This is a genomic window from Rhodococcus sp. SJ-3, from assembly GCF_051918125.1.
GTDB lineage: Bacteria > Actinomycetota > Actinomycetes > Mycobacteriales > Mycobacteriaceae > Rhodococcus.
In genome coordinates this window covers 4,029,601-4,052,646 of record NZ_CM123306.1, presented here as the reverse complement: position 1 = coordinate 4,052,646, position 23,046 = coordinate 4,029,601, and the positions used below count along the sequence as shown (strand labels likewise).

The following is a 23,046-nucleotide window of genomic DNA, read 5'->3' as shown; positions in this document are numbered from 1 at the left end:
CAACCTTTCGCTATACATCGGCGATGGCCTCCAGCGGCGGGGTCTTCGCGGCTCGGTGTCCCGGCCACAGCGCGGCCAGCACGCCCACCACGCCGGAACCGATGAGCATGCCCACGACCTGGCCCCAGGGCACCGAGATCCGGTCGAGTCCCTGATCGGCGAGGGTGCTCACGAATGCCCAGCCGAATACCAGCCCCAGCACGAGACCGACGACGGCGCCGAACACCGCAATGAGCAACGACTCGATGTAAATGGTGCGTCTGACCTGTGCACGTTGCATTCCGACAGCGCGCAGCATGCCGATCTCGCGTCGCCTCTCGACGACCGACAATGCGAGTGTGTTGACGATGCCGAGGATCGCGATGACGACAGCGAGTGCGAGCAGTCCGTAGAGGATCGCGAGGAGCATGTCGATCTGCTGGGCCTGTTGCCCCTTGAACTGCTCGCGGTCCATCACCTGGACGATGACGAGGTCCTTGGTGGCGTCCTCGAGTCCCGTCCGGATGGACTCCGGATCGGCTCCGGCTGCGGTGTTGACGAGCACGACCTGCGCCGATCGCGACGCCACCGGGGTGAACTGTTCGTACAGTTCCGTCGAGACGATCCACGGACCGATGAGTTGATTGTCCGCATAGATCCCGACGACGCTGGTATCGACCGTCTCGCCGTCCTTGCTCGTGAGCGGCACCGTGGTGCCGAGCTGCCAGCCGTTGTCCGACGCGGCGCTCTCCGACACGACCATCTGGTTGCCCGTGACGGCGTCGGTGCCCTCCTTCATCTCCAGTGTGAGGACGTCCTGGATGGAACCACCCGTCACCGCTGTCCCGTACGCGGGCTCATCGTCGATCGTCGCTTGCACGCCGTGCGAGGACACCACTTCCACGACCCCGTCGACACCGCGTGCGGCGTCCTCGGCCGCGATCGGCAGTCCGAACATCGGTGGCCCGGTCAGCACGAACTCGGATTTCACGCCGGTGTCGACGAGCGCGTCGACGCTTGCTTTCGCGGACGAGCCGAACACACCGATGACGGACACGAGCATCAGGCCGAGTGTCAGGGCGAAGGCAGTCGCAGCGGTGCGACGCGGGTTACGGGTCGCGTTGGTACGGGCCAAGCGCCCGACCGCGCCGAAGGGCCGCGCGAACACCGCACCGAGAACCCTCACGACGGGTCGCGACAAGGCAGGTGCCGCGAACAGTACGGCGAGGATGAGCGCGAACGCGCCCAGACCGACAGTTGCGGCGGCGCCGCCTCCGGTGCGTTGCGCGCCGACCGCGACGAGCACGGCACCTGCAACCGCGGCGACCACCCCGGCGATCGTGCGGATCTTCAGAGACTCCACGGATGCGGTGGATTCCTCGCGCATCGCGGCAACCGGCGGCACGTGCATGGCGCGCCGCGCCGGCGCGTAGGCACTGACGACGGTGACGATGACACCCACGAGCAGCGCGACGATCACGGTGCGCGGCGACAATTGCAGCGGACCGGACGGGAGCCCGAGATCCGCGGCATTGAGCGCTGCGCGGAGTCCGTACGCGAGCGCGACACCGGCTGCGATCCCGATCGCGCTGCCGATGACACCGACGACGAGCGCTTCGAGAGTGACCGACCGCCCGACCTGCTTACGGCTCGCGCCGATGGCACGCAGCAAAGCGAGTTCGCGTAGTCGCTGGGCCACGATCATGGAGAACGTGTTGTAGATGATGAACGTGCCGACGAGCAATGCGATGGCGCCGAAGGCGAGCAGGAAGTAGTTGAGGAAGCTCAATGCTTCGGACACCTGATCCTGGGTTTCCTCGGTGACTTCGGCGCCGGTCTGCACCTTCATGTCGGGCAACGCGGCGGCGACCTCGTCACGCAGCGCTTCCGGACTCATCGAACCGTCGCCGACGACGTCGAGGAACTGGACGTGCTTGCCGTCGGTGAACAACTGGCTCGCCTGCTGCTCGGTGAACAGCGCACCGATGTATCCACCGGTGTCGGTGTCGAGGTCGTAGATTCCGCTCACCGTGACGGGAACCATGCCCTGAGACATGGTCAGGACCTTCGTCGCGTCGCCGATCGCCAGGTCGCCGCGTTCGGCCGCGCTCGTGTTGAGCGCGATCTGCCCGACTTCAGCAGGCGGTGTGCCTTCGGTGAACTGCAAGGGTTCGCCGACCGTTTCCTCGGGCGGGAACCACGCGGAGCCTTCTGCCGGTGCGCCACCGGTCTGGATCGCGGCGCCGTCGGAGCCGAGCACGATGAGCCCGCCGCTGATCGTCGGCGCCGTGCGTTCGACGCCGCCGAGGGCGTCCACCCGGCCGATGTCGTCGACGGGGACACCGCTCGAGCCGAATTCTTCGCTGCTGACACGGACGTCGACGCCCTTGGCGACATCACCGAAGATGTCGTCGAATGTGCGTTGGAGGGTGTCGGTGAACACGAACGACCCGGTGATGAAGGCGGTGCCGAGTACCACCGACAGCACCGTCAGAGCGAGCCGCACCTTGTGTGCGGCGAGGTTGCGCAGCGCAACCTTGCGGATGGGATTCCCACTCATGGTCGCCGGCTCCTACTTCGCTGCGCGGGCGGTGGCGGCGGTATCGAATTGCTTCATGCGGTCGAGTACCGATTCGGCGGTCGGGTCGCGCATCTCGTCGACGATGCGGCCGTCGGAAAGGAATACGACGCGGTCGGCGTATCCGGCTGCCCGCGGATCGTGGGTGACGATCACGACGGTCTGCTCGAACTCGTCGACCGCGGCACGCAGGATCGACAACACTTCGCCGGACGAGTGCGAGTCGAGGTTGCCGGTGGGCTCGTCGCCGAAGATGATCTCCGGCCTGCCTGCCAGCGCACGCGCACACGCGACACGCTGTTGCTGGCCCCCGGACAGTTCGCCGGGCTTGTGGTCGAGACGGTCCCCGAGCCCGAGCCTGCCGACGACGGTGTCGAGCCATTCGCGGTCCACCTTGCGGCCTGCGATGTCGAGCGGCAGCGTGATGTTCTCGAGCGCCGTCAGTGTGGGCACGAGGTTGAACGCCTGGAAGACGAAGCCGATGCGGTCGCGACGCAGCTGCGTCATGGCTTTGTCGGAGAGCGTCGTGAGGTCGGTGTCGCCGATGAGCACCGCGCCGGACGTCGCACTGTCGAGTCCGGCAAGACAGTGCATCAGGGTGGACTTGCCGGATCCGGACGGGCCCATGATCGCGGTGAACTCACCGGCAGCGAAATCCTCGGTCACACCGTCGAGGGCGTGAACAGCGGTTTCACCTGTTCCGTAGATCTTCTTCAGGTTCTGGGCTCGGGCAGCGGGGGCCGAATGCGATGGCATGCGCACCATCCTTCCCCGTCATGCTTCGACGCACCATCGGGGACTCCCCTGATTTTGCGATCGCGCCCATCAGGGAGGTCAGCTCCAGCGCGCCTGGCCACCGTCGAGGGGGATGGTGGCGCCCGTGAGATAGCGGGCGTCGTCGCCGACGATCCATACCACGGCTCGTCCGATGTCTTCCTCGCAATCACCGATACGACGCAGCGGGATGCTCTTGATGAACTCTGCAGCTTCCTCTGGCCGGTTCTCGGTCCACCACTGCAATCCCGGCGACATGGCGTGCGGTGCGACCGCGTTGACCCGGATGCCGTCGACACCCCATTCGGCGGCGGCGGCCCGCGTGAGGCTGCGCAGTGCTTCCTTGACGGAGGCATATCCCCCGTAGCCGCTCATGTCCCACCGCACTGCGGCCGAGGACACCATGTTGACGATCGATCCGCCGCCACGCTGCTTCATGATCGGATGCACTGCCTGCATCGCGTGGAGTGATGCAATAGGCCCGGATGCGTAGGCCTTCGTCATCAGTTCGGGCGTCAGGTCGAGGACCGGTCCGAGCGGGTTCAGGCTCGCGTTGTTGACAAGGATGTCCACTCCCCCGAGCTTGTCCACGGTCTGCTCCACCGCAGCGCCGATCTGCTCGGTATCGGAGATGTCGCACACGATCGGTTCGGCGACGCCCCCGAACCCACGGATGCTCTCGACCGTGTCGACGAGTTTCGACTCCGTTCGGCCGGTCACCGCGATGGCGACTCCTTCCCGCGCCAATGCGAACGCGACGCCCTGCCCTACGCCCTGTCCTGCTCCGGTGATGAACGCGACCTTGCCGGCCAATGTGCCCATGCGGCGACCTCCCTGTCTCGGAACCCGCATGGAAGCAGACCTCACAACTTTCGGGCGTCCGCCGGTCCTGCTCACCGGAACACCGACAGCGACAATCGCCTACGCTCTACCCGACACCTGGACCGAGCCGGTCCGCGAGCACCACGAGCGAGGACAGCATGAGCGAGCACAACCACGACGGCCACGATCACGGCCAGGGCACCATCGCCGCCGAGCCGCTCCGTATCGACGGCGCGCTTGCCATCGCGACCGAGGAGTACACGCAACTTCGCGACTTGGCCATCCGTGCGCTCACCGAGCTGCTCGGCAGCGCGCCGGAAACCGATGAGGACGGCGACATCGCAATTCCTGTCCACGGATTCGGTGTGTATGTGACGGTCGCGGAGGACGGCCCACAGCTGCACATCTGGTCGTCGCTGCTCGGTGAGCTCGCCGACCGTTCCAAGGCCGCCGATCAGCTGGCCGACCTGTCGGGTGAGTGGGCGCGGCTGCGTTTCACCATCCAGGACGGGCACCTACTCGTCTCCACGATCCTCGACGCCGATCCGTTCGCGCCGCAGCACCTGATCAACCTGATCGACGAGATCCACGACCTCACACACGAACTCGACGACGATTTCGCAGCGCGATTCGGTGGTGTCCTCGACTGCGACGCCGACGACATCTCGTATGCCGGGCCGTGCGGTGGCGGCGGCTGCGGTGACGGCTGCACGTGCGGTCACGGCGACGACGAGGCCGGCGACCTGGGTGCGGATATCCCGGTCGGACGTCCCGAAGCGTAATCACCCGGGGCACTGCGGTTCGGCGCTAGCCTGGAAAGCATGCGGATAGGTGCTCATGTCCGACAGGACGACGATCCCATCGGCCAGGGCGAACGGCTCGGCGCGGATCTGGTGCAGATGTTTCTGTCGGACCCGCAGAAATGGCATACGCCGGGTGAGCACCCTCGTGCAGAGCAGATCCTGGCGTCCGAGATCGACGTCGTGGTGCACTCGCCGTACGTCATCAACGTGGCGAGCCTGAACAACAGGCTTCGTATGCCGTCGCGGAAAGCCGTCGCGGAGCACGCCGACGCCGCAGCGAAGATCGGCGCGTTCGGCCTCGTGGTGCACGGCGGGCACGTCCGCGACGGCGAGAGCGTGGCCTCCGGTGTGCAGAACTGGCGCAAACTGTTCGAGAGGCAGGAAGACAAAGGCGGGTTCGCGGTGCCGATCCTCGTCGAGAACACCGCCGGCGGGGATTTCGCGATGGCCCGCTACATCGACGCGATCGGCCGGCTGTGGGATGTGATCGGCGACTACGACGTCGGGTTCTGCCTCGACACCTGCCACGCGTGGGCGGCAGGTGAGGATCTCGTCGACGCCGTCGAACGGGTACGGGCGCTGATCGGTCGCATCGATCTCGTACATCTGAACAACTCTCGCGACGAGTTCGATTCCGCCCGCGACCGCCACGCGAATCTCGCCGACGGCACCATCGACCCGCAGTTGCTCACCGAGGTCGCGTTGAAGGCGAATGCGCCGGTGATCCTCGAGACACCCGCGGCCGGACTCGCCGACGACATCGCCTACGTGCGCGAGCAGACATCCTGAGCGGTGGTTCCCGATCCGGCGACTGTCGCCGTGATGAATTCCGGTCTCCCGTGCGGTCTACCCGAACATGACGATGACCACGAAAGTGCTGAGCGTGTCGGTTCCGGTGGCCGACCAGGACGCCGCGCTGAAGTTCTACACCGAAGTACTGGGGTGCGAACTCCGCACCGACATCGAGATCTGGCCTGGAGCACGGCTGGTCGAGGTCGCCCCGCCCGGTTCGGCCGTCTCGTTGCTGCTCCTCCCGCGAGACAGCGAGATCCCGGTCGCGATCCGCTTGGGTACTTCCGACGCTCGAACCGCACACGACGCGATCCGTGCATCCGGGACCACCCTGCACAATGACGATCTGATCCGGATGGAGGGCGTACCGGCGATGTTCTCCTTCGCCGACCCCGACGGCAACGGCCTGGTCTACCTGGAGGACAATTCGTGAACACCCAGAACCCGTAGCAACGCGAGCGACTCCGCGGCGTGTGTACCGGGTGCAGCCGAATACACGATGACCGATTGGTCGACATCCGGGATGTGCAGGGCGTCGCAGTCGAGAACGATCGGGCCCAACGCCGGATGATTCACCGTCTTCGTGTGATTCCGCCACCCACCCACGGTGCCCTTGCCCCACAACTCGGCGAAGTGCTCCGACCTGCTCCGTAATTCATGCACGAGCGCGGTCAAGCCCGTGTCGTCGGGGTAGCGGGCAGCCGCAGACCGAAGACTCCCGACCGATTGCTCCGCCGTCGCCTCGAATTCCTCCTCGGTAGCGCCGACCGTGCTCATCCGAGGATCCGCTGGATCAGGGAGAAACCGCAGTCTGTTGATATTCCGGCGATGCGGTGGCAGCGCCGACCAATCACCCTGCAGCGCAGAAGCCATCGCGTTCCACGCGAGGACATCACCCTTCGCGCTCATCACCACGACAGGCAGGTCTGCGAACCGGTCGATCAGGCGCAGCACACTGGGCCGCACATGCATGTCGATCGCGCCCGGGCCGGGAGGCGCAACACCTGCCAGATGGAACAACTGGTTGCGTCCGTCGAGATCGAGTCGTAGCGCCCTGGCCAGTGCTCCGAGCACCTGCGCTGACGGAACCGATCCGCGCCCCTGTTCGAGTCGGACGACGTAGTCGACACTGATCCCCGCGAGCATCGCCACCTCTTCGCGGCGCAACCCGGGGGTGCGACGGTGCACACCTGACGGCAGACCGACCTCGCCCGGCGTGATCAGTTCGCGAGCATGGCGCAGCACTGCCGCCAGTTCGGTGCGGTTGATCGCCATGGAATCCAGCATGACGTCTTGTCGTGGCATATGGGTAGTACAGCCGATCCCACGATCGTCCGGCCCTGGTACAACGCGAACCATCGGGCGACCGTGATGACATGACCACTCACCAAGCATCCACAGTCCTCGTCACCGGCGCCAACGGAGGCCTCGGCGCCGAAACCTGCCGTCGTCTTGCCACCGCCGGACACACCGTCTGGATGGGCGTGCGCACTCTCGAAGCCGGCTACGACGTTGCGGGGAAAATCAGAGTCGACAGCCCCGACGCCGATGTCCGCGTCGTCGAACTCGATGTCACGAGCGACGACTCGGTCGCCGCCGCATACCGGACGGTGTCCGAGTCCGACACCGGTCTCGATGTTCTCGTCAACAACGCCGGTATCGCGGGCCGATTCACTACACCCGCCGACACCGTCCCCACCGATTTCCTTCCGGTGTTCGGGGTGAACCTGCTCGGGCCGGTCCGCGTGACCCATGCATTCCTGCCGCTGCTCGGACAGTCCCCGTCGCCGCGGTTGGTGATGGTGTCGAGCGGGATGGGTTCGTTTGCCGTCACGAATGATCCCGCACGGATCGAATCGACCTTCCACGGCCTCGTGTATCAGTCGTCGAAGGCCGCCCTGAACATGGTGACCACCATGTATGCGAAAGCACTGCCCAATGTGGGTGTCGTGGCCGTCGACCCTGGCTACACGGCGACTGCGTTCAACGGCTTCTCCGGCCCACAATCGGTCGAGGAGGGTACCGACGCGATCATCGAGGTGTGTACCGCCGAGTCCCCGGCGGGGATGTTCATCGACCGTCACGGAGCCGTGGCCTGGTGATCCGATCCGGCGCCGTCGGGTAGCTCGCCCGTGAGATAGCGTTGAACTGTCGGCGCGATGATCTCGATGAGTTGCTCGGACGGCAACGAAGCCAACGGCTCGAACCCGAGGACGTAGCGCACCAACATCACCCCCGTCATCTGGGTAGCCACCAATTCGGCTCGCAACCGGCCGGTACCTTCGGGCATGTCGATCCTGCCGAGGAGCGGTTCGAGCGCGACCTCGAGCAGGAACGTCCGGATCAGCCCGGTGTCGCCACCTGCGATCTGTGCGCGGAACATCGCCACCGCCGCGTCGCGATGCGGGGACTCCCACACTCCGATCAGAGCTGAGGCAAGTGCGTGACCGAGTTCCTCGATCGGTGTCTCGTACACCGGCGCGAGGATTTCGCGGGGATCGACGGGCAGCTCGATGGCCGCGGTGAACAGCTCGATCTTCGTACCGAAATAGTGATGGACGAGTGCGGGATCCACGCGCGCGCGTGCAGCAACAGCGCGCACGGTGGTCTTGTCGAATCCGTTGGCGGCAAACAGTTCTCGCGCGGCACCGAGGATCTGGTCGCGGGCACCGGATGCGCCGGGACGCCGTCCCGGACGCCGTGTGCCCCGCGACTCGGTTGTCACGGCGTCCGGCGGCGCAGTGTCGCGGCGCCGAGAGCGAGCGCTGCCGCGGCAAAGACCGCGACCACGATGAGGTCACGCACCATGACGGCGGTCGTTCCCGGGTTCCTGGTGATCTCCTGCAGCGCTTCCACTGCATAGCTGAGCGGGAGCACATTGCTGATCCAGCGCAGCCAGTCCGGAAGCTGATCGCGCGGGACGAGCAGACCGCACAGCAGGAACTGCGGGATCACGAGCACGGGCATGAACTGCACCGCTTGAAATTCGGTGCGCGCGAAGGCACTACACAACAACCCCAGCGACACACCGAGTACTGCGACGAGTACGGCCGTCACGAGCACCCACGCCACCGATCCGGCGCTGGTGACACCGAGCAGCCAGAACGCCACGGCGCACGCCAATCCGGCCTGGAGCGCAGCGGCGAGTGAGAACGCGCTACCGTATCCGGCGAGCAGATCGAGTTTCGTCAGTGGTGTGGTCAAAAGCCGCTCGAGTGTGCCCGAACTTCGTTCTCGTTGCATCGCAATGGACGTGACCAGGAACATCACGACGAATGGGAGGATCCCGAGCATGGTCACGGCGATCTGATCGAACAGCGAGAAGCCGCCCGGCCCGACGGGTGCGTTCTGGTACATGAAGTACAGCAGGATCATCAGCAGACTCGGCACGAACACGATCATGGCCACCGTGCGATGGTCGGATCGGAGTTGCCGAAGAATGCGGGTGGTGGTGGCGGCGTAGATGACGGCGCTCATGATCATGCTCCCGACGAGGTTCGGATCAGGTGGAGGAAGGCGTTCTCGAGGCCCGACTCCCCCGTCCGATCACGCAATTCACCGGGGGTGAGCTGCGCGATCAACCGGCCCTCCCGGAGCAGGACGAGTTCGTCGCAGTGGTCGGCTTCGTCCATGACGTGGCTCGAGACAAGGAGCGTGGTGCCACTCGCCGCCAGGGTTCGGAAGTGCTCCCACAGTTCAGCACGCAAGACCGGATCGAGCCCGACGGTGGGCTCGTCCAGTACGAGAAGCTCGGGGGCTCCGACGAGCGAACACGCGAGCGACAGGCGTCCGAGCTGACCGCCCGAGAGAGCGCTCGCAGCATTGCGTGCGTGGTCGGTGAGACCGACTGCGGCGATCGTGTCGGCCACGGCGGAGCCTCTCCGGCCGTAGAGCGCAGCGAAGTAGGAGACATTCTCGGTGACCGACAGATCGAGATACACGCTCGGCGCCTGGGTGACATACCCGACACGTCGGCGTAGGGCCGCGGACCCCGCAGGCCGCCCGAGCACCGTGACACTGCCGGATTCGACGATCTGAGTGCCGACTATCGAACGCATCAGGGTCGTCTTTCCGCAACCGGACGGTCCGAGCAACCCGGTGATCGAGCCGCGCGCGATCTTCACATTCACGTCTTCGAGTGCCCGGTGGGCGCCGCGCCGGACGTGCAGGTCATGGATGTCGATGGCGAGGGAGGAGGAAGTGTCGTTCATGGTCCACTCAATTCACCGAGTGTTGAAATCATCGTGTGTCGAAGTGTGCGACTCACATCCGGCCGCGTCAAGGCCTGACCGCGCCTCCCCCGATCCGGCGATGTCACGCCGTATCATGAGTCGCATGCTTCGCACCCGTCACGCCCTCGCCGTCACCGCCGCCGCGTTGGTTCTCGCGGGGTGCACTGCCAACGGAGACCCCGCGCCCGAACCTGCCGTGTCCATCGAGACCGAGGTCGACGCACCGGATGCTCCGTCGACGATCCCCACCGACACGGCAGACAAGATCTCCCCCGCAGGCGACGGCGCGAAACTCACCGTCACCGATATCCGCACCGGCCGGCATGAAGGCTTCGACCGTGTCGTGTACGAAATGGGTGGGCAGGGCACTCCGGGCTGGCGTGTCGGCTACGTCGACCAGGCGGTGCAGGACGGCAGCGGTAACGAGATCCCCCTCGCGGGCAGCGCCGTGATTCAGGTTCTCATCGACGGTTCGGCGTATCCGTTCGACAGCGGTGTCGAACCGTATTCGGGTCCCAATCCGGTGCTCGGACCGTCGGGAGGATCCGTCGTCGAGGTCAACGGATCGGGTGTCTTCGAGGGCGTGACGCAGTCGTTCATCGGGGTGGCCGCCGCAGACACCCCGTTCTCGGTCACTGCCCTCACCGAACCCACACGCCTGGTGATCGACGTAGCGAACTGAGCTTCACGGAGGTCCCCGACGAGGAGCTCAGGTCCATCGTCGCGAAATGACCACCGCGGTCGAATTCGGTCCAGCGGACGACGTTGTTCTGCTCTTCCGCGATTCTGTGCAGGATGCTCGTCAGGACGTGCGCATACGCTTGACCTCGAGCGCGCTCGAGGTTCTAACGTCGAGCGCGACCCGAGGAGGATTCACTCATGAGCATGGAAGTCACGGCGTGGAACGCGATGTACAACGCGATGCACGCCGAGAGCGATCGGCGCCCGTTCTCGCGCGCAACGATGCGCAGAATCGGCGCGTTCGCGCGACCACACCGACGCAACATCTCTGCGTACCTGATTCTGAGTGTGCTCATCGCGGCACTGGGTGTCGCGACACCGGTTCTCGCGGGACGCGTGGTCGACGCGATCGTCGACAATGCCGCATTGTCGGTGATCGTATGGCTGGCGATCGTCATCGCGGCGATCGCGCTGGTCGAGGCCGGATTGGGCATCGTGAACCGGTGGCTGTCGTCCAGCATCGGTGAGGATCTCATTCTCGATCTGCGTACGACCGTTTTCGACCATGTGCAGCGCATGCCGATCGCGTTCTTCACCCGCACCCGCACCGGCGCACTCGTGTCGCGACTGAACAACGATGTAATCGGCGCGCAGCGCGCGTTCAGCGACACACTGTCCGGTGTCGCAGGCAACATCGTCACACTGGTGATCACCCTTGTCGTCATGTTCGGTATCTCGTGGCAGATCACCCTGCTGGCACTGTTGCTGTTGCCGATCTTCATCATTCCCGCACGCACGATGGGGGCGAGGCTCGCGCAACTGAGCCGCGAAGCGGCCAACCACAACTCGGTGATGAACACACAGATGACCGAGCGGTTCTCGGCACCGGGCGCCACGCTGGTCAAGCTGTTCGGACGTCCCGCCCACGAATCATCCGAGTTCGCGGTGCGCGCCCGACGGGTCCGCAACATCGGGGTTCGCACCGCGATGCTCCAGACCGTGTTCGTGACCGCCCTGACGCTCGTCTCCGCTCTCGCGCTGGCTCTGGTCTACGGACTCGGCGGCTTCTACGCGCTACGCGGGCAGCTCGATCCGGGTTCGGTCGTGGCAATGGCCATGTTGCTCACTCGCCTGTATGCCCCGCTGACCGCGCTGGCGAGCGCGCGAATGGACGTGATGAGCGCGCTGGTGAGCTTCGAGCGCGTCTTCGAAATCCTGGACCTGACCCCACTGATCCGCGAGATCCCCGGCGCGAAGCCCGTTCCGGACGGCCCCGTCTCAGTGGAGTTGCGCGACGTGGCGTTCGCATATCCCTCGGCCGACAAGGTCTCACTCGCGTCGCTCGAAGAGGTTGCGGTGCTCGACTCGCGCGGCGGTGAGACGGTGTTGCACGACGTGTCGTTCCGCGTCGAGCCAGGCGAGATGGTCGCGCTCGTCGGATCCTCCGGGGCGGGGAAATCCACGATCGCGCAATTGATTCCGCGGTTGTACGACGTTGATGCGGGAGCTGTGCTGCTCAGCGACACGGACGTGCGCACGTTGACGGCGGATTCTATCCGGGACACGGTGGGCCTCGTCACGCAGGACGGCCACCTGTTCCACGACACGGTACGCGGGAATCTGCTTCTGGCCCGGCCCGACGCCACCGAAGAGCAGGTGTGGGACGCTTTACGCCGCGCGCGGCTCGACGAACTGATCCGAAGTCTGCCGAGTGGTCTCGACACGGTCGTCGGGGAACGCGGCTACCGCCTCTCCGGTGGTGAACGTCAACGATTGACCATTGCGCGTCTGCTTCTGGCAAGGCCACGTGTGGTGATACTCGACGAAGCGACCGCGCATCTGGATTCGACGTCCGAAGCCGCTGTGCAGGAAGCACTCACGGAGGCACTCGCGGGTCGCACCTCGGTCGTGATCGCTCACCGCTTGTCGACGATCCGGGCGGCCGATGAGATTCTCGTGGTCGAGGCGGGCCGCATCGTCGAACGCGGCAGGCACCAGGAGTTGCTCGCTGCCGGGGGACGCTACGCCGAACTGTATCGAACCCAGTTCGCAGATTCCGGACCGAAGGTGTCCGCGAATGCGCCGATACTTCACCCATGACGATACAAACCGAACGAGAAGCCGAACTGCTGCTGACAATCCTCGGAAACCAGTTCACCGGACTTCGTGGATCGTTGTCCGGGCTGACCGCAGAACAGGCACGCGACATCCCGAGTGCATCGAAGATGAGCCTGGCATCGTTGCTGAATCATCTGATCGATGGACTCGAGGCCACCATCGACCGGATCTCCGGTGAGCAGAGCCGCACCACCGATCCGGTCGAAGCGTGGATGGCCGGATGGAAGGTCGACGACGACGAATCCGTCGCCGACCAGGTGGCACGCCTCGACGCCACCGCCGACCGTTTCGCCGAAAAGCTGCGCGCGGAATCCGACCTCGACCGCATCGTCACGATTCCCGCGGGGGCTGCGGTCTGGCTCGATCAGGGCGTGCCGTTCACCGTGCGGTTCCTGGTGCTACATCAGATCGAAGAGTGGGCCCGGCATGCAGGTCATGCCGACATCATCCGGGAATCGATCGACGGCGCCACCGCCGATACGATGGCGGAGGCGCCGTGATCGATTCTCTGTGAGCGACTTTCAGTCGCGGTAGCCTCCCCGGCCACCGCGATCGCTGCGGTGGGTGAAGTCGCCGCTGCCGTAGTCCTTACGGCCACCGCGACGATCGCCCCCGCGGTCTCCGCGGTCGCTTCCACGTCGGTCTCCGCCGCGACGATCACCACCGCGATACGCCGCGGGTCGCCCGCCCGGCGCTCCGGTGTCGCGCTGAAGCTGGATCAGCACACCGGAGATCCGGGTGGCGCGCAGCGCCTCGAGGGCCTGCTGCGGGAGGTCCTTGGGGAGCTCGACGAGGCTGTGATCGGCACGGATGCTGATATGCCCGAAGTCGCCGCGGCGCAGGCCGCCTTCGTTGGCGATCGCACCGACGATCGCGCCCGGCTGCACCCGGTGCCGCTTACCCACTGCGATGCGGTAGGTCGCCATCTCCTGACCGTCGCGACCGACCTTGGGGCCGTCGTCGAAACGACGGGGCGGACGCTCACGCGGCTCACGCTCACGACGAGCCGGGGCGATGGGCTCCGGTTGTTCTTCCATGAGGAACGAATCGCCGTCGCGGGACAACACAGCCAGCGCAGCCGCGATGTCGGCCAGCGGAACATCGTGTTCGCGCTCGTAATCCTCGATGAACGTGCGGAACAGCTGGAGGTGCTCGGACGTCAACGCCTCGGTGATCGAGTCGTTGAACTTGGCCACACGCTGTGCATTGACGTCGTCGACGCTGGGCAGCTGAATCTCGGTGACCGGCTGGCGGGTGGCCCGCTCGATCGACTTGAGCAGGTGCCGTTCACGCGGCGCCACGAACAGCAACGCGTCGCCGCTGCGTCCTGCACGACCGGTGCGTCCGATTCGGTGAACGTACGACTCGGTGTCGTGAGGAATGTCGTAGTTGACGACGTGACTGATGCGTTCGACGTCGAGACCACGGGCCGCGACGTCGGTCGCGACCAGGATGTCGAGCGCACCGCTCTTGAGCTGACCGATGGTCCGCTCACGCTGCGCCTGCACGATGTCGCCGTTGATGGCCGCGGCGGAGAAGCCCCGGGCGCGGAGTCGCTCGGCGAGATCTTCGGTGGCCTGCTTCGTCCGGACGAAGATGATCATGGCCTCGAACGACTCGACCTCGAGGATCCGGGTCAACGCATCGAGCTTGCGCTGGTGCGACACGAGCACCCAGCGCTGGGTGGTGTTCGAGGAGGTCGTGGTCTTCGACTTGACCGTGATCTCCTGCGGATCGTTCAGGTATTGCTTCGACAGCCGGCGGATCGCACCTGGCATCGTCGCCGAGAACAACGCGACCTGCTTCGTCTCGGGGGTGTCGGCGAGAATCCGCTCGACGTCCTCCTGGAAGCCCATCGTGAGCATCTCGTCGGCCTCGTCGAGAACGAGGAACTCGAGCTCCGAGATGTCGAGGGTGCCCTTACTGAGGTGATCGATCACACGACCGGGGGTGCCGACGATGACCTGCGCACCGCGACGCAGCCCGGAGAGCTGGACACCGTAGGCCTGGCCGCCGTAGATGGGCAGCACGTGCAACCCCGGGATATGGGACGAATACTTCCCGAAAGCCTCTGCGACCTGCAGCGCGAGTTCACGGGTCGGCGCGAGCACGAGCGCCTGGGGCCGCTTCTTCGACGTGTCGATCCGGGAGAGGATGGGCACTGCGAACGCGGCGGTCTTACCGGTGCCGGTCTGAGCGAGACCGACGACGTCCCGACCCTCCAGCAGTGGTGGGATGGTTGCCGCCTGAATCGGCGACGGGGACTCATAACCCACGTCCGAAAGGGCCTTCAGCACACGGTCGTCGATGTCGAGATCGGCAAACGTGAGGGATGCGGTCTCCTGGTCGGGGGCGTTTTCGATTTCACTCATTTGACCAGCAGTTTATCGGATGGCACGCCGTTTCCGTGCCACACCCACGCAAGAGTGTGCCGAAACACGCCCCGAGCAGGCGTGTGTCGGCACTCATGAGGACCCTCGATCCCGGACTCTACCCGCTGGTAGAGCGGCGGAGCATGCTCACCGTTCCCACCGGGAGAGTCGGCACCGGACCGAACGGGAGAGTCGACACCGGGCCGGGTTCATACTGGGGTGGTGCGGCGGTACTCCTCACGCGTGGAAGCAGGCCGGCGGCTCGCCCGCTCGGTCGAGCATCTGCGTGGAGCGGACACCGTCGTTCTCGCGCTCCCCCGCGGCGGTCTGCCCGTGGCCCGTGAAGTCGCCCGCACTCTCGGCGCTCCCCTCGACGTCCTCGTCGTCCGCAAGCTCGGGGTGCCCTGGCAACCCGAACTTGCCATGGGGGCAATCGCCGAGGGTGGCATCCGGGTCCTCAACGATGAGATTGTTCGGCTCACCCGGATCGGTACCGAGTCCATCGAAGCCGTGCAGGAGCGCGAGCAGATCGAATTGGAACGTCGTGGTGCACTGCTGCGTTCCGGTCGCGAGCGTGTCGCGCTGGACGGACGCACCGCCGTCATCGTCGACGACGGCATGGCAACCGGAGCAACCGCGGCGGTCGCATGCATTGCCGCACGCGCCGCCGGTGCCGTGCGGGTGGTGCTCGCCGTTCCGATTGCCTCACCGGAAGCCGTGCGCCGGGTAGGCCGGGACGCGGACGAGGTGATCTGCCCATGGGTCCCGAAGGACCACGACTCCGTGGGTGCGGCCTATTCCGACTTCCATCAGTTGAGCGACGACGAAGCCGCCGGAGTCCTGCGCGACAACACGTGAACGACCCGAACCTGAGGTGAGCGTCAAGCTACCTGCGGGTAGCTTTCGTGTCGCAGATCACGCACAATGAACCCTGAAACTTCTCAAAACCGGCAGCACGGGTGGTGCGGAAGCGGACATTTTGTGATGCAATGCACACCGCAAGTTCAAAAAGATGGAGGGGTCACAGATGGGTGAGATTGCCGTTCCGCAGTCGTTCGCGATTCCGGACGACGTGTCGATGGCAGATTCGGTGTTCCGGCACGAGAAGGAGTCACCCGACTTCGTGCCGTTCGAGCGCCTCATCGACGGCAAGTGGGTTCCGGTCACGGCAGTCCAGTTCGCCGCCGAGGTCCGCGCCGTTGCGAAAGGCCTGATGGCGTCCGGAGTCGAGCTGGGCGACCGTGTCGCGATCCTCTCGAGCACCCGCTACGAATGGGTTCTGCTGGACTACGCGATCTGGACCGCGGGCGGTGCCACTGTCGCGATCTACGAGACCTCCGCAGCCGACCAGTCGAAGTGGATCCTCGAAGACTCGGGAACATCCCTGCTCGTCGTCGAGAACACCGAGCAGGCCGATGTCGTTCGCGAGGTCGCCGAGGCTGCGCCGACCGTGCGCGAGCTCCTGCAGATCGATCCGGCCTCGGGTTCGAAGGGCGCAATCGAGGAACTCACCGCGCGCGGCGCTGCACTCACCGACGAGCAGGTCGACGAACGCCGCAAGCAGGTGAACGCGGAATCCGCTGCCACCCTCATCTACACCTCGGGCACGACCGGCAAGCCCAAGGGCGTGCAGCTCAAGCATCGTCACTTCTTCGCCGAGTCGACCGCCGCCCACCTCGGGCTGCCCGATTCGATGGAGCCCGGACAGCGCACGCTGCTGTTCCTGCCCCTCGCCCACGTATTCGCCAGGTTGATCTCCTTCGCGTCGTTCGACCACAAGGTCACGGTGGGCCACACATCGGATCTGACGACACTGCTCGACCAGTTCGCCGCCTTCAAGCCGAACTTCATCCTCTCCGTTCCGCGCGTGTTCGAGAAGGTCTACAACTCCGCGAAGCAGAAGGCGTACGACGGCGGCAAGGGAAAGATCTTCGACAAGGCTGCCGAGACCGCGATCGAGTACAGCACGGCACTCGAATCGGGTGGCCCCGGCCTCGTGCTCAAGGCCAAGCACGCGGTGTTCGACAAGCTCGTCTACGGCAAGTTGCGCGATGCACTCGGTGGCAACGCGACCCGCGCAGTGTCGGGCGGCGCCGCTCTCGGTGCGCGTCTCGGTCACTTCTTCCGCGGTATCGGCGTCACGGTGTTCGAAGGCTACGGTCTGACCGAGACCACGGGCGGCATCGTCATGAACACCCCGGAACATCAGAAGGTCGGCACGGTGGGGCGGCCCCTCAACGGGCATTCCGCGAAGATCGCCGAGGACGGCGAACTGCTCCTCAAGGGACCCGTGGTCTTCGACGGCTACTGGCAGAACGACGCGGCCACTGCCGATTCGATCCGCGACGGCTGGTTCCACACCGGCGATATCGGCACGATCGATGCCGAGGGGTTCATCTCGATCACCGGACGCAAGAAGGAACTGCTCGTCACGGCAGGCGGCAAGAACGTCGCACCCGCGATCCTCGAGGATTCCCTGCGTGCGCATCCGCTGATCAGCCAGGTCCTCGTCGTCGGTGATTCGAAGCCGTTCATCGGTGCACTCATCACCATCGACTCGGAGACCCTCCCGGGCTGGCTCGAACGCCACAACCTGCCTGCGGATACCGCGATCGCAGACCTGATCAAGAACCCCGACCTGATCGCCGAGATCGACTCGGCCGTGGCGGCCACGAACGCCAAGGTGTCGAAGGCCGAGGCGATCAAGAAGTACCGCATCCTCGAGACCGACTTCTCGATCGAGACCGGCGAGCTGACCCCGACGCTCAAGCTCAAGCGCAACATCATCCACGACAAGCACGGCGCGGCTATCGAGGCGATCTACGCCTGATCTGCCGTCCTGATCCAGGGCACTTCACGAACGAGGGTGCCGTCCACTCGCCTGGCCGAGATGGACGGCACCCTCGTTCGTCCGAAGGAAGCGTTCAGGGCCGCGCGGTGACGTCGAGGACGAACTCTGCGATATCACGGGTGACGGCACGACGGACCGGTTCATGAAGCAGATCGTGCCCCGCATCGGGATACTCGTCGAACTGCAGATTCGGTACCTCCATGGCCCATGCCCGCACCGGTTCGACGGGGGCGAGCCGGTCGTCGAGGCCGTGTACGGCGAGGACGGGCAGACGGGATCGGGCAAGCGCCCGGGCGAACTCGGGCCGCGTCGCCGAGCGCGGGAGCCCACACAGGACCGCGGCCCGGAATCGGTCGGCCTCGGTGCGCAGCAGCGTGAGCGCCGAGGCAGCGCCGAGCGAATGCCCCATCAGCACCAGCGGTATCCCGGCGTCCTCCGCGATCACCGTCAACTCGAACAGATCGGTTGCGTGCGCTTCGACGGATCCCGGGACCCCGGGTTCACCCTCGGACAATCCGTGCCCGGCCAAATCGATGCCCCACAGTGCGATACCGCGGGCACCGAGCCCCGCCGCGAACCGGTGGTAATCGGCGGTGTGCTGCCTGAATCCGTGTGCGAAGACGACACCCACCGACGCATCGTCGATATTCCAGGTGCGGTAGTGGATGCGGCCGGCGGCCCCGTCGAAGAACGGCATGGGTGCATTATTCGCTCACCACCGTCATCCCTTCACCAGCACCGCCCCTCACCGCGGTAGGTGGGAACGGTAGTGCATACTCCGGCCTCGACGACCTGGATATGTGCGAATCTCTCGCACAACTCTCCCGCCTTCGCATGTCTGAACCACACCCGCCCTCCGATCGGGACATCCGATGCGGAGCGGCCGTGCACCGGCGTTTGCACCTCGCCTGCACCCTCGTTGCGTAGAAGCTTCAGGCCTGCGGGCCGGATCGGCCGGGGAACACGGCTCGAGCCCGGTGGTCCCGACGCGATGTACCCGCCACCGAACAGGGTGGTGATCGACGGCGCAGGCTTGCGGACGGCGGACAGTGCGAAGAACAAGGAAGGATTCGGTGTGAAGGCGTCGTAGGTGTCGAACAGCGTCGGCACGTACAGGCCCGACCCGGCGGTGACCTCGGTGACCACTGGGTCGGCCGAGCTCACCTCGAGCGAGCCGGTGCCGCCGCTGTTGACGATCTCGAGATCCCCGGAGACGGCACGGACCGCTTCGACCACAGCGCCGCGCCGTGTGGCGAGTTCCTTCGCCGACATTCTCTTGACCACCCGGACGGGCAGCGACGAATCGGGCAGTCCTGCGATCTGCGCCTCGTAGAACATGACTCCGACGACGTCGAAATTGCCTGCCGTAGCAATCCGTGCGAGTTCCGCCGCCTGATCAGGGGTGCGCAACGGCGACCGCCGCACCCCGAGGTGTACCGGGCCGACACGCAGCGATGCATCCACATCGAGACACACCCGCGGCCGGACAGCTCCGGTACCCATGGAATTTCGGATCAGATCCAACTGGGCGGGAGCATCGATCATGAGGACCACGGATCCGAGCGCGACGGGGTTCGCCGCGAGTTCCGCGAGCGCCGCCCGGTCGACGGTCGGATATCCGAGCAGGATGTCGCGGGCACCACGTTCGACGAGCCACAGCGCTTCCCGCAACGAGTACGCCATGATCCCGCGGAATCCACCCTGCGCGGTGAGGCCTGTACCGAGGACCTCCTCGAGCACAGCCCGGCAACGCACCGACTTACTCGCGACCCGTACAGGAGTGCCCGACGCGCGACGGACGAGATCGTCCGCATTGTGTCGCAATGTCGTCAGGTCCAGTGCTGCGAAGGGTGGATCCAGATCCGGCGTCGCCGCATCGAGACGGTCGAGAACAGTGGTGTTGCCGGGTACGACAGTCCTGCCGGGTACAGCGGTGCTCAATGGTTGTCCCATCGGTGTGGAGGTGGGTGTCATGACCTGTCGACGGCGCGGGCCGCGATGATCGCCGCCATGTCGTCGAGTTCGCTGACGATCGAATCGCTTTCCCGGTCGACGAGCCAGCGCAGCGTGAAGCCGTCGATGAGTGCGAGCGCGGTACGCGCCACGGATTCGATCGGCTCCGTCCACATCGTCGCGGTCTGCTCGGCACACGCTGCGAGGAACGCGTGCGCCTGCTCGTCCATGATGCGGTACTGCTGCATGGCGATGTCGCCACCGAGCGCGCCCGCATTGCGGTGACGAAGCGAGTAGGTGGTGATCTCGTAGGTGAGGAGTTGACGGCCTGCAGTCGCCTCGATCGACGGCCACGCAGCACTGAGCCCTTTGAACAGCAGTTCCCGCAGACCGCGAACGCCCTGCGGCGCCGGTTCGTCGTTGGGGATGTCGAACGCGGTGCGCATGGTGTCGGCAAGTTGCTGAATCAGCCTCTCGGCCATCGCAACGACGAGGGCTTCCTTGCTGTCGAAACAGTAGTGCACCACGCCCAGCGACACCCCGGCATTTTCCGCAACTGCCCTGACGGTGACCGCGCCGACGCCACCCCCTTCGGCGAGTTCCAGTGCAGATTCGACGAGTTGGGTTCGACGCTCGTCCGCAGGCAACCGGTTCGACATGTCCCGATGGTAGTTCGGGACACGCGCCCGAGCGGGTTATTGACCTGAACGCGTGTCCAGGTCGATCATGGGGACATGGCGACCTGGCACAACTGGGCACGAAACGAGCACGCCAGCCCTCAACGATTCGACACACCGGGCAGCACGCCCGAACTCGCAGCAGTGATCGTGCGCGCCGCCGAACACGGCCGGCGGGTCAAAGCCGTCGGCGCAGGCCATTCGTTCACCGGTGTCGCGGTCACCGACGGCACTCTGATCTCACTCGACCGGATGACCGGGGTCGAGGCGGTCTCACCCACTGCCACCGGCGCGCTCGTGAGCGTACGGGCGGGGACGCGCCTGCACGAGCTGAGTGAAGAACTGTGGGCACTCGGTCTTGCGTTGCCCAACCTCGGCGACATCGACGTCCAATCCGTCGCGGGAGCGATCTCCACCGGAACGCATGGAACGGGCACGGATTTCACCGGCCTCTCAGCGCAGGTTCGTGCGGTGACCACGGTCCTCGCCGATGGATCGATCGTCGAGTGTTCGCCCGAGCACAACCCCGACCTGTTCGAGGTATCCCGGCTCGGGATCGGGGCTTTCGGCATTCTCTCCAGCGTGACATTCGAGTGCGTCTCCGCGTTCCGCCTGCGTGCCCACGAGACGCCGTCCTCACTGAGCGAGACGCTGGACAGCCTCGACCACAGGCTTCGCGCCGACCATTTCGAGTTCTACTGGTTCCCTCACACCGACGGCGTGCTCACCAAGACCAACACGCGGCTGCCCGGAGCCACGCCCGTCGACCCCGTCGGCCGGATTCGAGGATTCGTCGACGACGAAATCCTCTCCAACGGTGTGTTCAACGCCTTCCAGCACCTGGGCACCCGGGCACCCTCGTTGATCCCCGGACTCAATTCCGTGTCGGCGCGCGCGCTGTCGGAGCGCACCTACACCGATCAGAGCCACCGGGTGTTCGCGTCGAAGCGGCGTGTGCGGTTCAAGGAGATGGAGTACGCGATACCGGCCGAGGCGCTGCCCGCGGTCTTGGAGGAGATCGCCACCTGGCTGAGCCGCACCGATCTGCGTATCGGGTTTCCGATCGAAGTGCGATTCGCGGCCGCGGACGACGTCTGGTTGTCCACCGCCCATCGGCGCGCCACCGCCTATGTCGCGGTGCACCAGTTCCATCGAGGCGAGCATCGCGAGTACTTCTCGGCAGTCGAGGCCATCGCACGATCCGTCGGCGGACGCCCTCACTGGGGCAAGCTGCACAGCCTCACCGCCGCCGAACTGAGCGAGGCATATCCCCGATTCGACGACGTCCTCGCAGTGCGCGACCGCGTCGATCCGCAGCGCATGTTCGACAACGACTGCCTACGACGCGTACTCGGTGCGTAGGACCGGATCGGAATCAGAAGAACGCTGCGCGCATCGAGTTACGCGCCAGGACCGTTCGTTCGTCGTCCGTCAAACCCAGGTGCTCTCGCAGAGCGGCGAATGCGTCGTCCACATACCCGCCGAAGTAGGCCGGATCGTCGGAGTTCACACTCACCGACAATCCCGCTTCGAGCATGCGGCGCAGCGGATGATCGGCAAGCGTATCGACCACTCGCAACCGGACGTTCGACAACGGGCACACCGTCAACGGAATCTGCTCTTCCACCAGACGTGTGACGAGATCGGGATCCTCGAGTGACCGGATGCCGTGGTCGATGCGCTCGGCGCCGAGTAGATCCAGTGCCTGCCGGACGTACTCCGGCGGCCCCTCCTCGCCGGCATGCGCGGTGATGCGCAGCCCTTCCGCGCGGGCACGGGCAAACACGTCCTCGAACAGTGACGGTGGGTAACCGACCTCCGCCGAGTCGAGTCCGAGGGCGATGATCGGGGCCTGCATCTTCATCAGGTCTGTGAAGGTGTCGTTCGCCTCGGCCACCGGGCGATCGCGCACGATCGACGCGATCATCGCGGCGTCGATCCCGAACTCGCGCTGCGCACCGGCAGCGGCGTCGGCAAGACCGTCGACGACCTCGCGCAACTCCACTCCCCGGGCTGTGTGGGCCTGCGGATCGAAGAAGAACTCGGCCCGCGTGACACCCGCCCGCGCCGCCCGCGCGAAGTAAGCGCGCGCGAGGTCGGCGAAATCTTCGGCGGTGCGCAGGACTTCCATGTTGGCGTAGTAGAGGTCGAGGAACGACACGAGGTCGCCGAACTCGTATCGCCCGCGCAGATCATCGAGGTCCCGGTACGGAAGCTCGATCCGATTGCGTTCCGCGAGAGCGAAGATCAACTCGGGCTCGAGGGTTCCCTCGATGTGCACGTGCAGTTCCGCCAAGCCGTGCTCGTGCAGCACCGCGCCTTCCTCGACCATTGCCCCATTGCCTTTCCAAGCGGGTGTGTGCCTCTCCGTGAAGGCAATGCACCCTCATACGGCTCCGAGAAATGATACCTGA

At 65.5% G+C, this 23,046-nt stretch carries 22 protein-coding genes; 10 read left to right on the top strand and 12 right to left on the bottom strand.

The features are described from left to right. Positions 1 to 10: 10 nt before the first annotated feature. The 3 genes from ACTDXD_RS18935 to ACTDXD_RS18925 all read right to left on the bottom strand — a co-directional run bounded on the left by ACTDXD_RS18935 (position 11) and on the right by ACTDXD_RS18925 (position 4,153). Entirely contained in the window at positions 11 to 2,539 is a 2,529-nt protein-coding gene (locus ACTDXD_RS18935; protein ID WP_440123816.1) for an ABC transporter permease, read from the bottom strand. Between the two features lie 12 nt (positions 2,540 to 2,551). Continuing rightward, on the bottom strand, positions 2,552 to 3,313 hold the full coding sequence (locus ACTDXD_RS18930) for an ABC transporter ATP-binding protein (protein ID WP_440123815.1): 762 nt from the start codon (positions 3,311 to 3,313) through the stop codon (positions 2,552 to 2,554). A gap of 78 nt (positions 3,314 to 3,391) precedes the next feature. Then, complete coding sequence (locus tag ACTDXD_RS18925) at positions 3,392 to 4,153, bottom strand: SDR family NAD(P)-dependent oxidoreductase (protein ID WP_440123814.1); 762 nt, start codon at positions 4,151 to 4,153, stop codon at positions 3,392 to 3,394. Between the two features lie 158 nt (positions 4,154 to 4,311). On the opposite strand from ACTDXD_RS18925, the gene ACTDXD_RS18920 reads away from it, so the two are divergent. From ACTDXD_RS18920 to ACTDXD_RS18910, 3 genes are all read left to right on the top strand, one after another. Then, entirely contained in the window at positions 4,312 to 4,935 is a 624-nt protein-coding gene (locus ACTDXD_RS18920; protein WP_440123813.1) for a T3SS (YopN, CesT) and YbjN peptide-binding chaperone 1, read from the top strand. A gap of 39 nt (positions 4,936 to 4,974) precedes the next feature. Next, positions 4,975 to 5,745, top strand: a complete 771-nt coding sequence (locus ACTDXD_RS18915) for a deoxyribonuclease IV (RefSeq protein ID WP_440123812.1) — start codon at positions 4,975 to 4,977, stop codon at positions 5,743 to 5,745. Between the two features lie 73 nt (positions 5,746 to 5,818). Next, positions 5,819 to 6,181, top strand: a complete 363-nt coding sequence (locus tag ACTDXD_RS18910; protein ID WP_440123811.1) for a VOC family protein — start codon at positions 5,819 to 5,821, stop codon at positions 6,179 to 6,181. On the opposite strand, the gene ACTDXD_RS18905 is transcribed toward ACTDXD_RS18910, so the two are convergent. Next, positions 6,160 to 7,023 (bottom strand): helix-turn-helix domain-containing protein, encoded by an 864-nt coding sequence (locus ACTDXD_RS18905; RefSeq protein ID WP_440123810.1) that lies wholly within the window; start codon positions 7,021 to 7,023, stop codon positions 6,160 to 6,162. The two genes, ACTDXD_RS18910 and ACTDXD_RS18905, sit on opposite strands and share 22 nt — an antisense overlap. Before the next feature lie 101 nt (positions 7,024 to 7,124). On the opposite strand from ACTDXD_RS18905, the gene ACTDXD_RS18900 reads away from it, so the two are divergent. Beyond that, complete coding sequence (locus ACTDXD_RS18900; RefSeq protein ID WP_440123809.1) at positions 7,125 to 7,850, top strand: SDR family NAD(P)-dependent oxidoreductase; 726 nt, start codon at positions 7,125 to 7,127, stop codon at positions 7,848 to 7,850. Here ACTDXD_RS18900 and ACTDXD_RS18895 read toward each other — a convergent pair. Genes ACTDXD_RS18895 through ACTDXD_RS18885 form a run of 3 tightly spaced genes read right to left on the bottom strand, consistent with a single transcriptional unit; the run spans position 7,829 to position 9,959 of the window. Then, positions 7,829 to 8,473, bottom strand: coding sequence for a TetR/AcrR family transcriptional regulator (locus tag ACTDXD_RS18895; RefSeq protein WP_440123808.1), 645 nt, complete (start codon positions 8,471 to 8,473; stop codon positions 7,829 to 7,831). The two genes, ACTDXD_RS18900 and ACTDXD_RS18895, sit on opposite strands and share 22 nt — an antisense overlap. Further along, positions 8,470 to 9,225, bottom strand: coding sequence for an ABC transporter permease (locus ACTDXD_RS18890; protein ID WP_440123807.1), 756 nt, complete (start codon positions 9,223 to 9,225; stop codon positions 8,470 to 8,472). The genes ACTDXD_RS18895 and ACTDXD_RS18890 overlap by 4 nt, the downstream gene beginning before the upstream one ends. A 2-nt stretch (positions 9,226 to 9,227) precedes the next feature. Then, positions 9,228 to 9,959 carry an ABC transporter ATP-binding protein gene (locus ACTDXD_RS18885; RefSeq protein ID WP_440123806.1) on the bottom strand — a complete coding sequence of 244 codons (732 nt, stop codon included), beginning with the start codon at positions 9,957 to 9,959 and terminating at the stop codon, positions 9,228 to 9,230. A gap of 124 nt (positions 9,960 to 10,083) precedes the next feature. Here ACTDXD_RS18885 and ACTDXD_RS18880 point away from each other — a divergent pair, with 124 nt between their 5' ends. The 3 genes from ACTDXD_RS18880 (at position 10,084) to ACTDXD_RS18870 (ending at position 13,279) form a co-directional block, all read left to right on the top strand. Further along, positions 10,084 to 10,662 (top strand): AMIN-like domain-containing (lipo)protein, encoded by a 579-nt coding sequence (locus ACTDXD_RS18880; RefSeq protein WP_247272982.1) that lies wholly within the window; start codon positions 10,084 to 10,086, stop codon positions 10,660 to 10,662. A gap of 197 nt (positions 10,663 to 10,859) precedes the next feature. Further along, positions 10,860 to 12,761 carry an ABC transporter ATP-binding protein gene (locus tag ACTDXD_RS18875; RefSeq protein ID WP_440123805.1) on the top strand — a complete coding sequence of 634 codons (1,902 nt, stop codon included), beginning with the start codon at positions 10,860 to 10,862 and terminating at the stop codon, positions 12,759 to 12,761. Next, the gene (locus ACTDXD_RS18870) at positions 12,758 to 13,279 is read left to right on the top strand and encodes a mycothiol transferase (RefSeq protein ID WP_440123804.1); all 522 of its coding nucleotides are present in this window, start codon (positions 12,758 to 12,760) and stop codon (positions 13,277 to 13,279) included. Before ACTDXD_RS18875 ends, ACTDXD_RS18870 begins: the two co-directional genes overlap by 4 nt. Before the next feature lie 21 nt (positions 13,280 to 13,300). Here the strand turns inward: ACTDXD_RS18870 and ACTDXD_RS18865 are convergent, their stop codons facing one another. Further along, positions 13,301 to 15,151 carry a DEAD/DEAH box helicase gene (locus ACTDXD_RS18865; RefSeq protein WP_440123803.1) on the bottom strand — a complete coding sequence of 617 codons (1,851 nt, stop codon included), beginning with the start codon at positions 15,149 to 15,151 and terminating at the stop codon, positions 13,301 to 13,303. 222 nt (positions 15,152 to 15,373) lie between these two features. Between ACTDXD_RS18865 and ACTDXD_RS18860 the strand changes: the two genes are divergently transcribed. Together ACTDXD_RS18860 and ACTDXD_RS18855 are read left to right on the top strand one after the other, a co-directional pair. Beyond that, entirely contained in the window at positions 15,374 to 16,009 is a 636-nt protein-coding gene (locus ACTDXD_RS18860; protein WP_440123802.1) for a phosphoribosyltransferase, read from the top strand. A 169-nt stretch (positions 16,010 to 16,178) separates the two neighbouring features. Further along, positions 16,179 to 17,981 (top strand): AMP-dependent synthetase/ligase, encoded by a 1,803-nt coding sequence (locus ACTDXD_RS18855; protein ID WP_440123801.1) that lies wholly within the window; start codon positions 16,179 to 16,181, stop codon positions 17,979 to 17,981. 94 nt (positions 17,982 to 18,075) lie between these two features. On the opposite strand, the gene ACTDXD_RS18850 is transcribed toward ACTDXD_RS18855, so the two are convergent. The 3 genes from ACTDXD_RS18850 to ACTDXD_RS18840 are packed head-to-tail and all read right to left on the bottom strand — an operon-like array spanning position 18,076 to position 20,614. After that, the gene (locus ACTDXD_RS18850) at positions 18,076 to 18,699 is read right to left on the bottom strand and encodes an alpha/beta hydrolase (protein WP_440123800.1); all 624 of its coding nucleotides are present in this window, start codon (positions 18,697 to 18,699) and stop codon (positions 18,076 to 18,078) included. A gap of 32 nt (positions 18,700 to 18,731) precedes the next feature. Beyond that, complete coding sequence (locus ACTDXD_RS18845) at positions 18,732 to 19,955, bottom strand: amino acid deaminase/aldolase (RefSeq protein ID WP_440127702.1); 1,224 nt, start codon at positions 19,953 to 19,955, stop codon at positions 18,732 to 18,734. A gap of 17 nt (positions 19,956 to 19,972) precedes the next feature. Beyond that, positions 19,973 to 20,614, bottom strand: a complete 642-nt coding sequence (locus ACTDXD_RS18840) for a TetR/AcrR family transcriptional regulator (protein WP_440123799.1) — start codon at positions 20,612 to 20,614, stop codon at positions 19,973 to 19,975. A 75-nt stretch (positions 20,615 to 20,689) separates the two neighbouring features. On the opposite strand from ACTDXD_RS18840, the gene ACTDXD_RS18835 reads away from it, so the two are divergent. Next, positions 20,690 to 21,994 (top strand): D-arabinono-1,4-lactone oxidase, encoded by a 1,305-nt coding sequence (locus ACTDXD_RS18835; RefSeq protein WP_440123798.1) that lies wholly within the window; start codon positions 20,690 to 20,692, stop codon positions 21,992 to 21,994. 13 nt (positions 21,995 to 22,007) lie between these two features. Here the strand turns inward: ACTDXD_RS18835 and ACTDXD_RS18830 are convergent, their stop codons facing one another. Next, a complete protein-coding gene (locus tag ACTDXD_RS18830) occupies positions 22,008 to 22,964 on the bottom strand; it encodes an adenosine deaminase (protein WP_440123797.1) in 957 nt (318 codons plus the stop codon). Between the last annotated feature and the right edge of the window lie 82 nt (positions 22,965 to 23,046).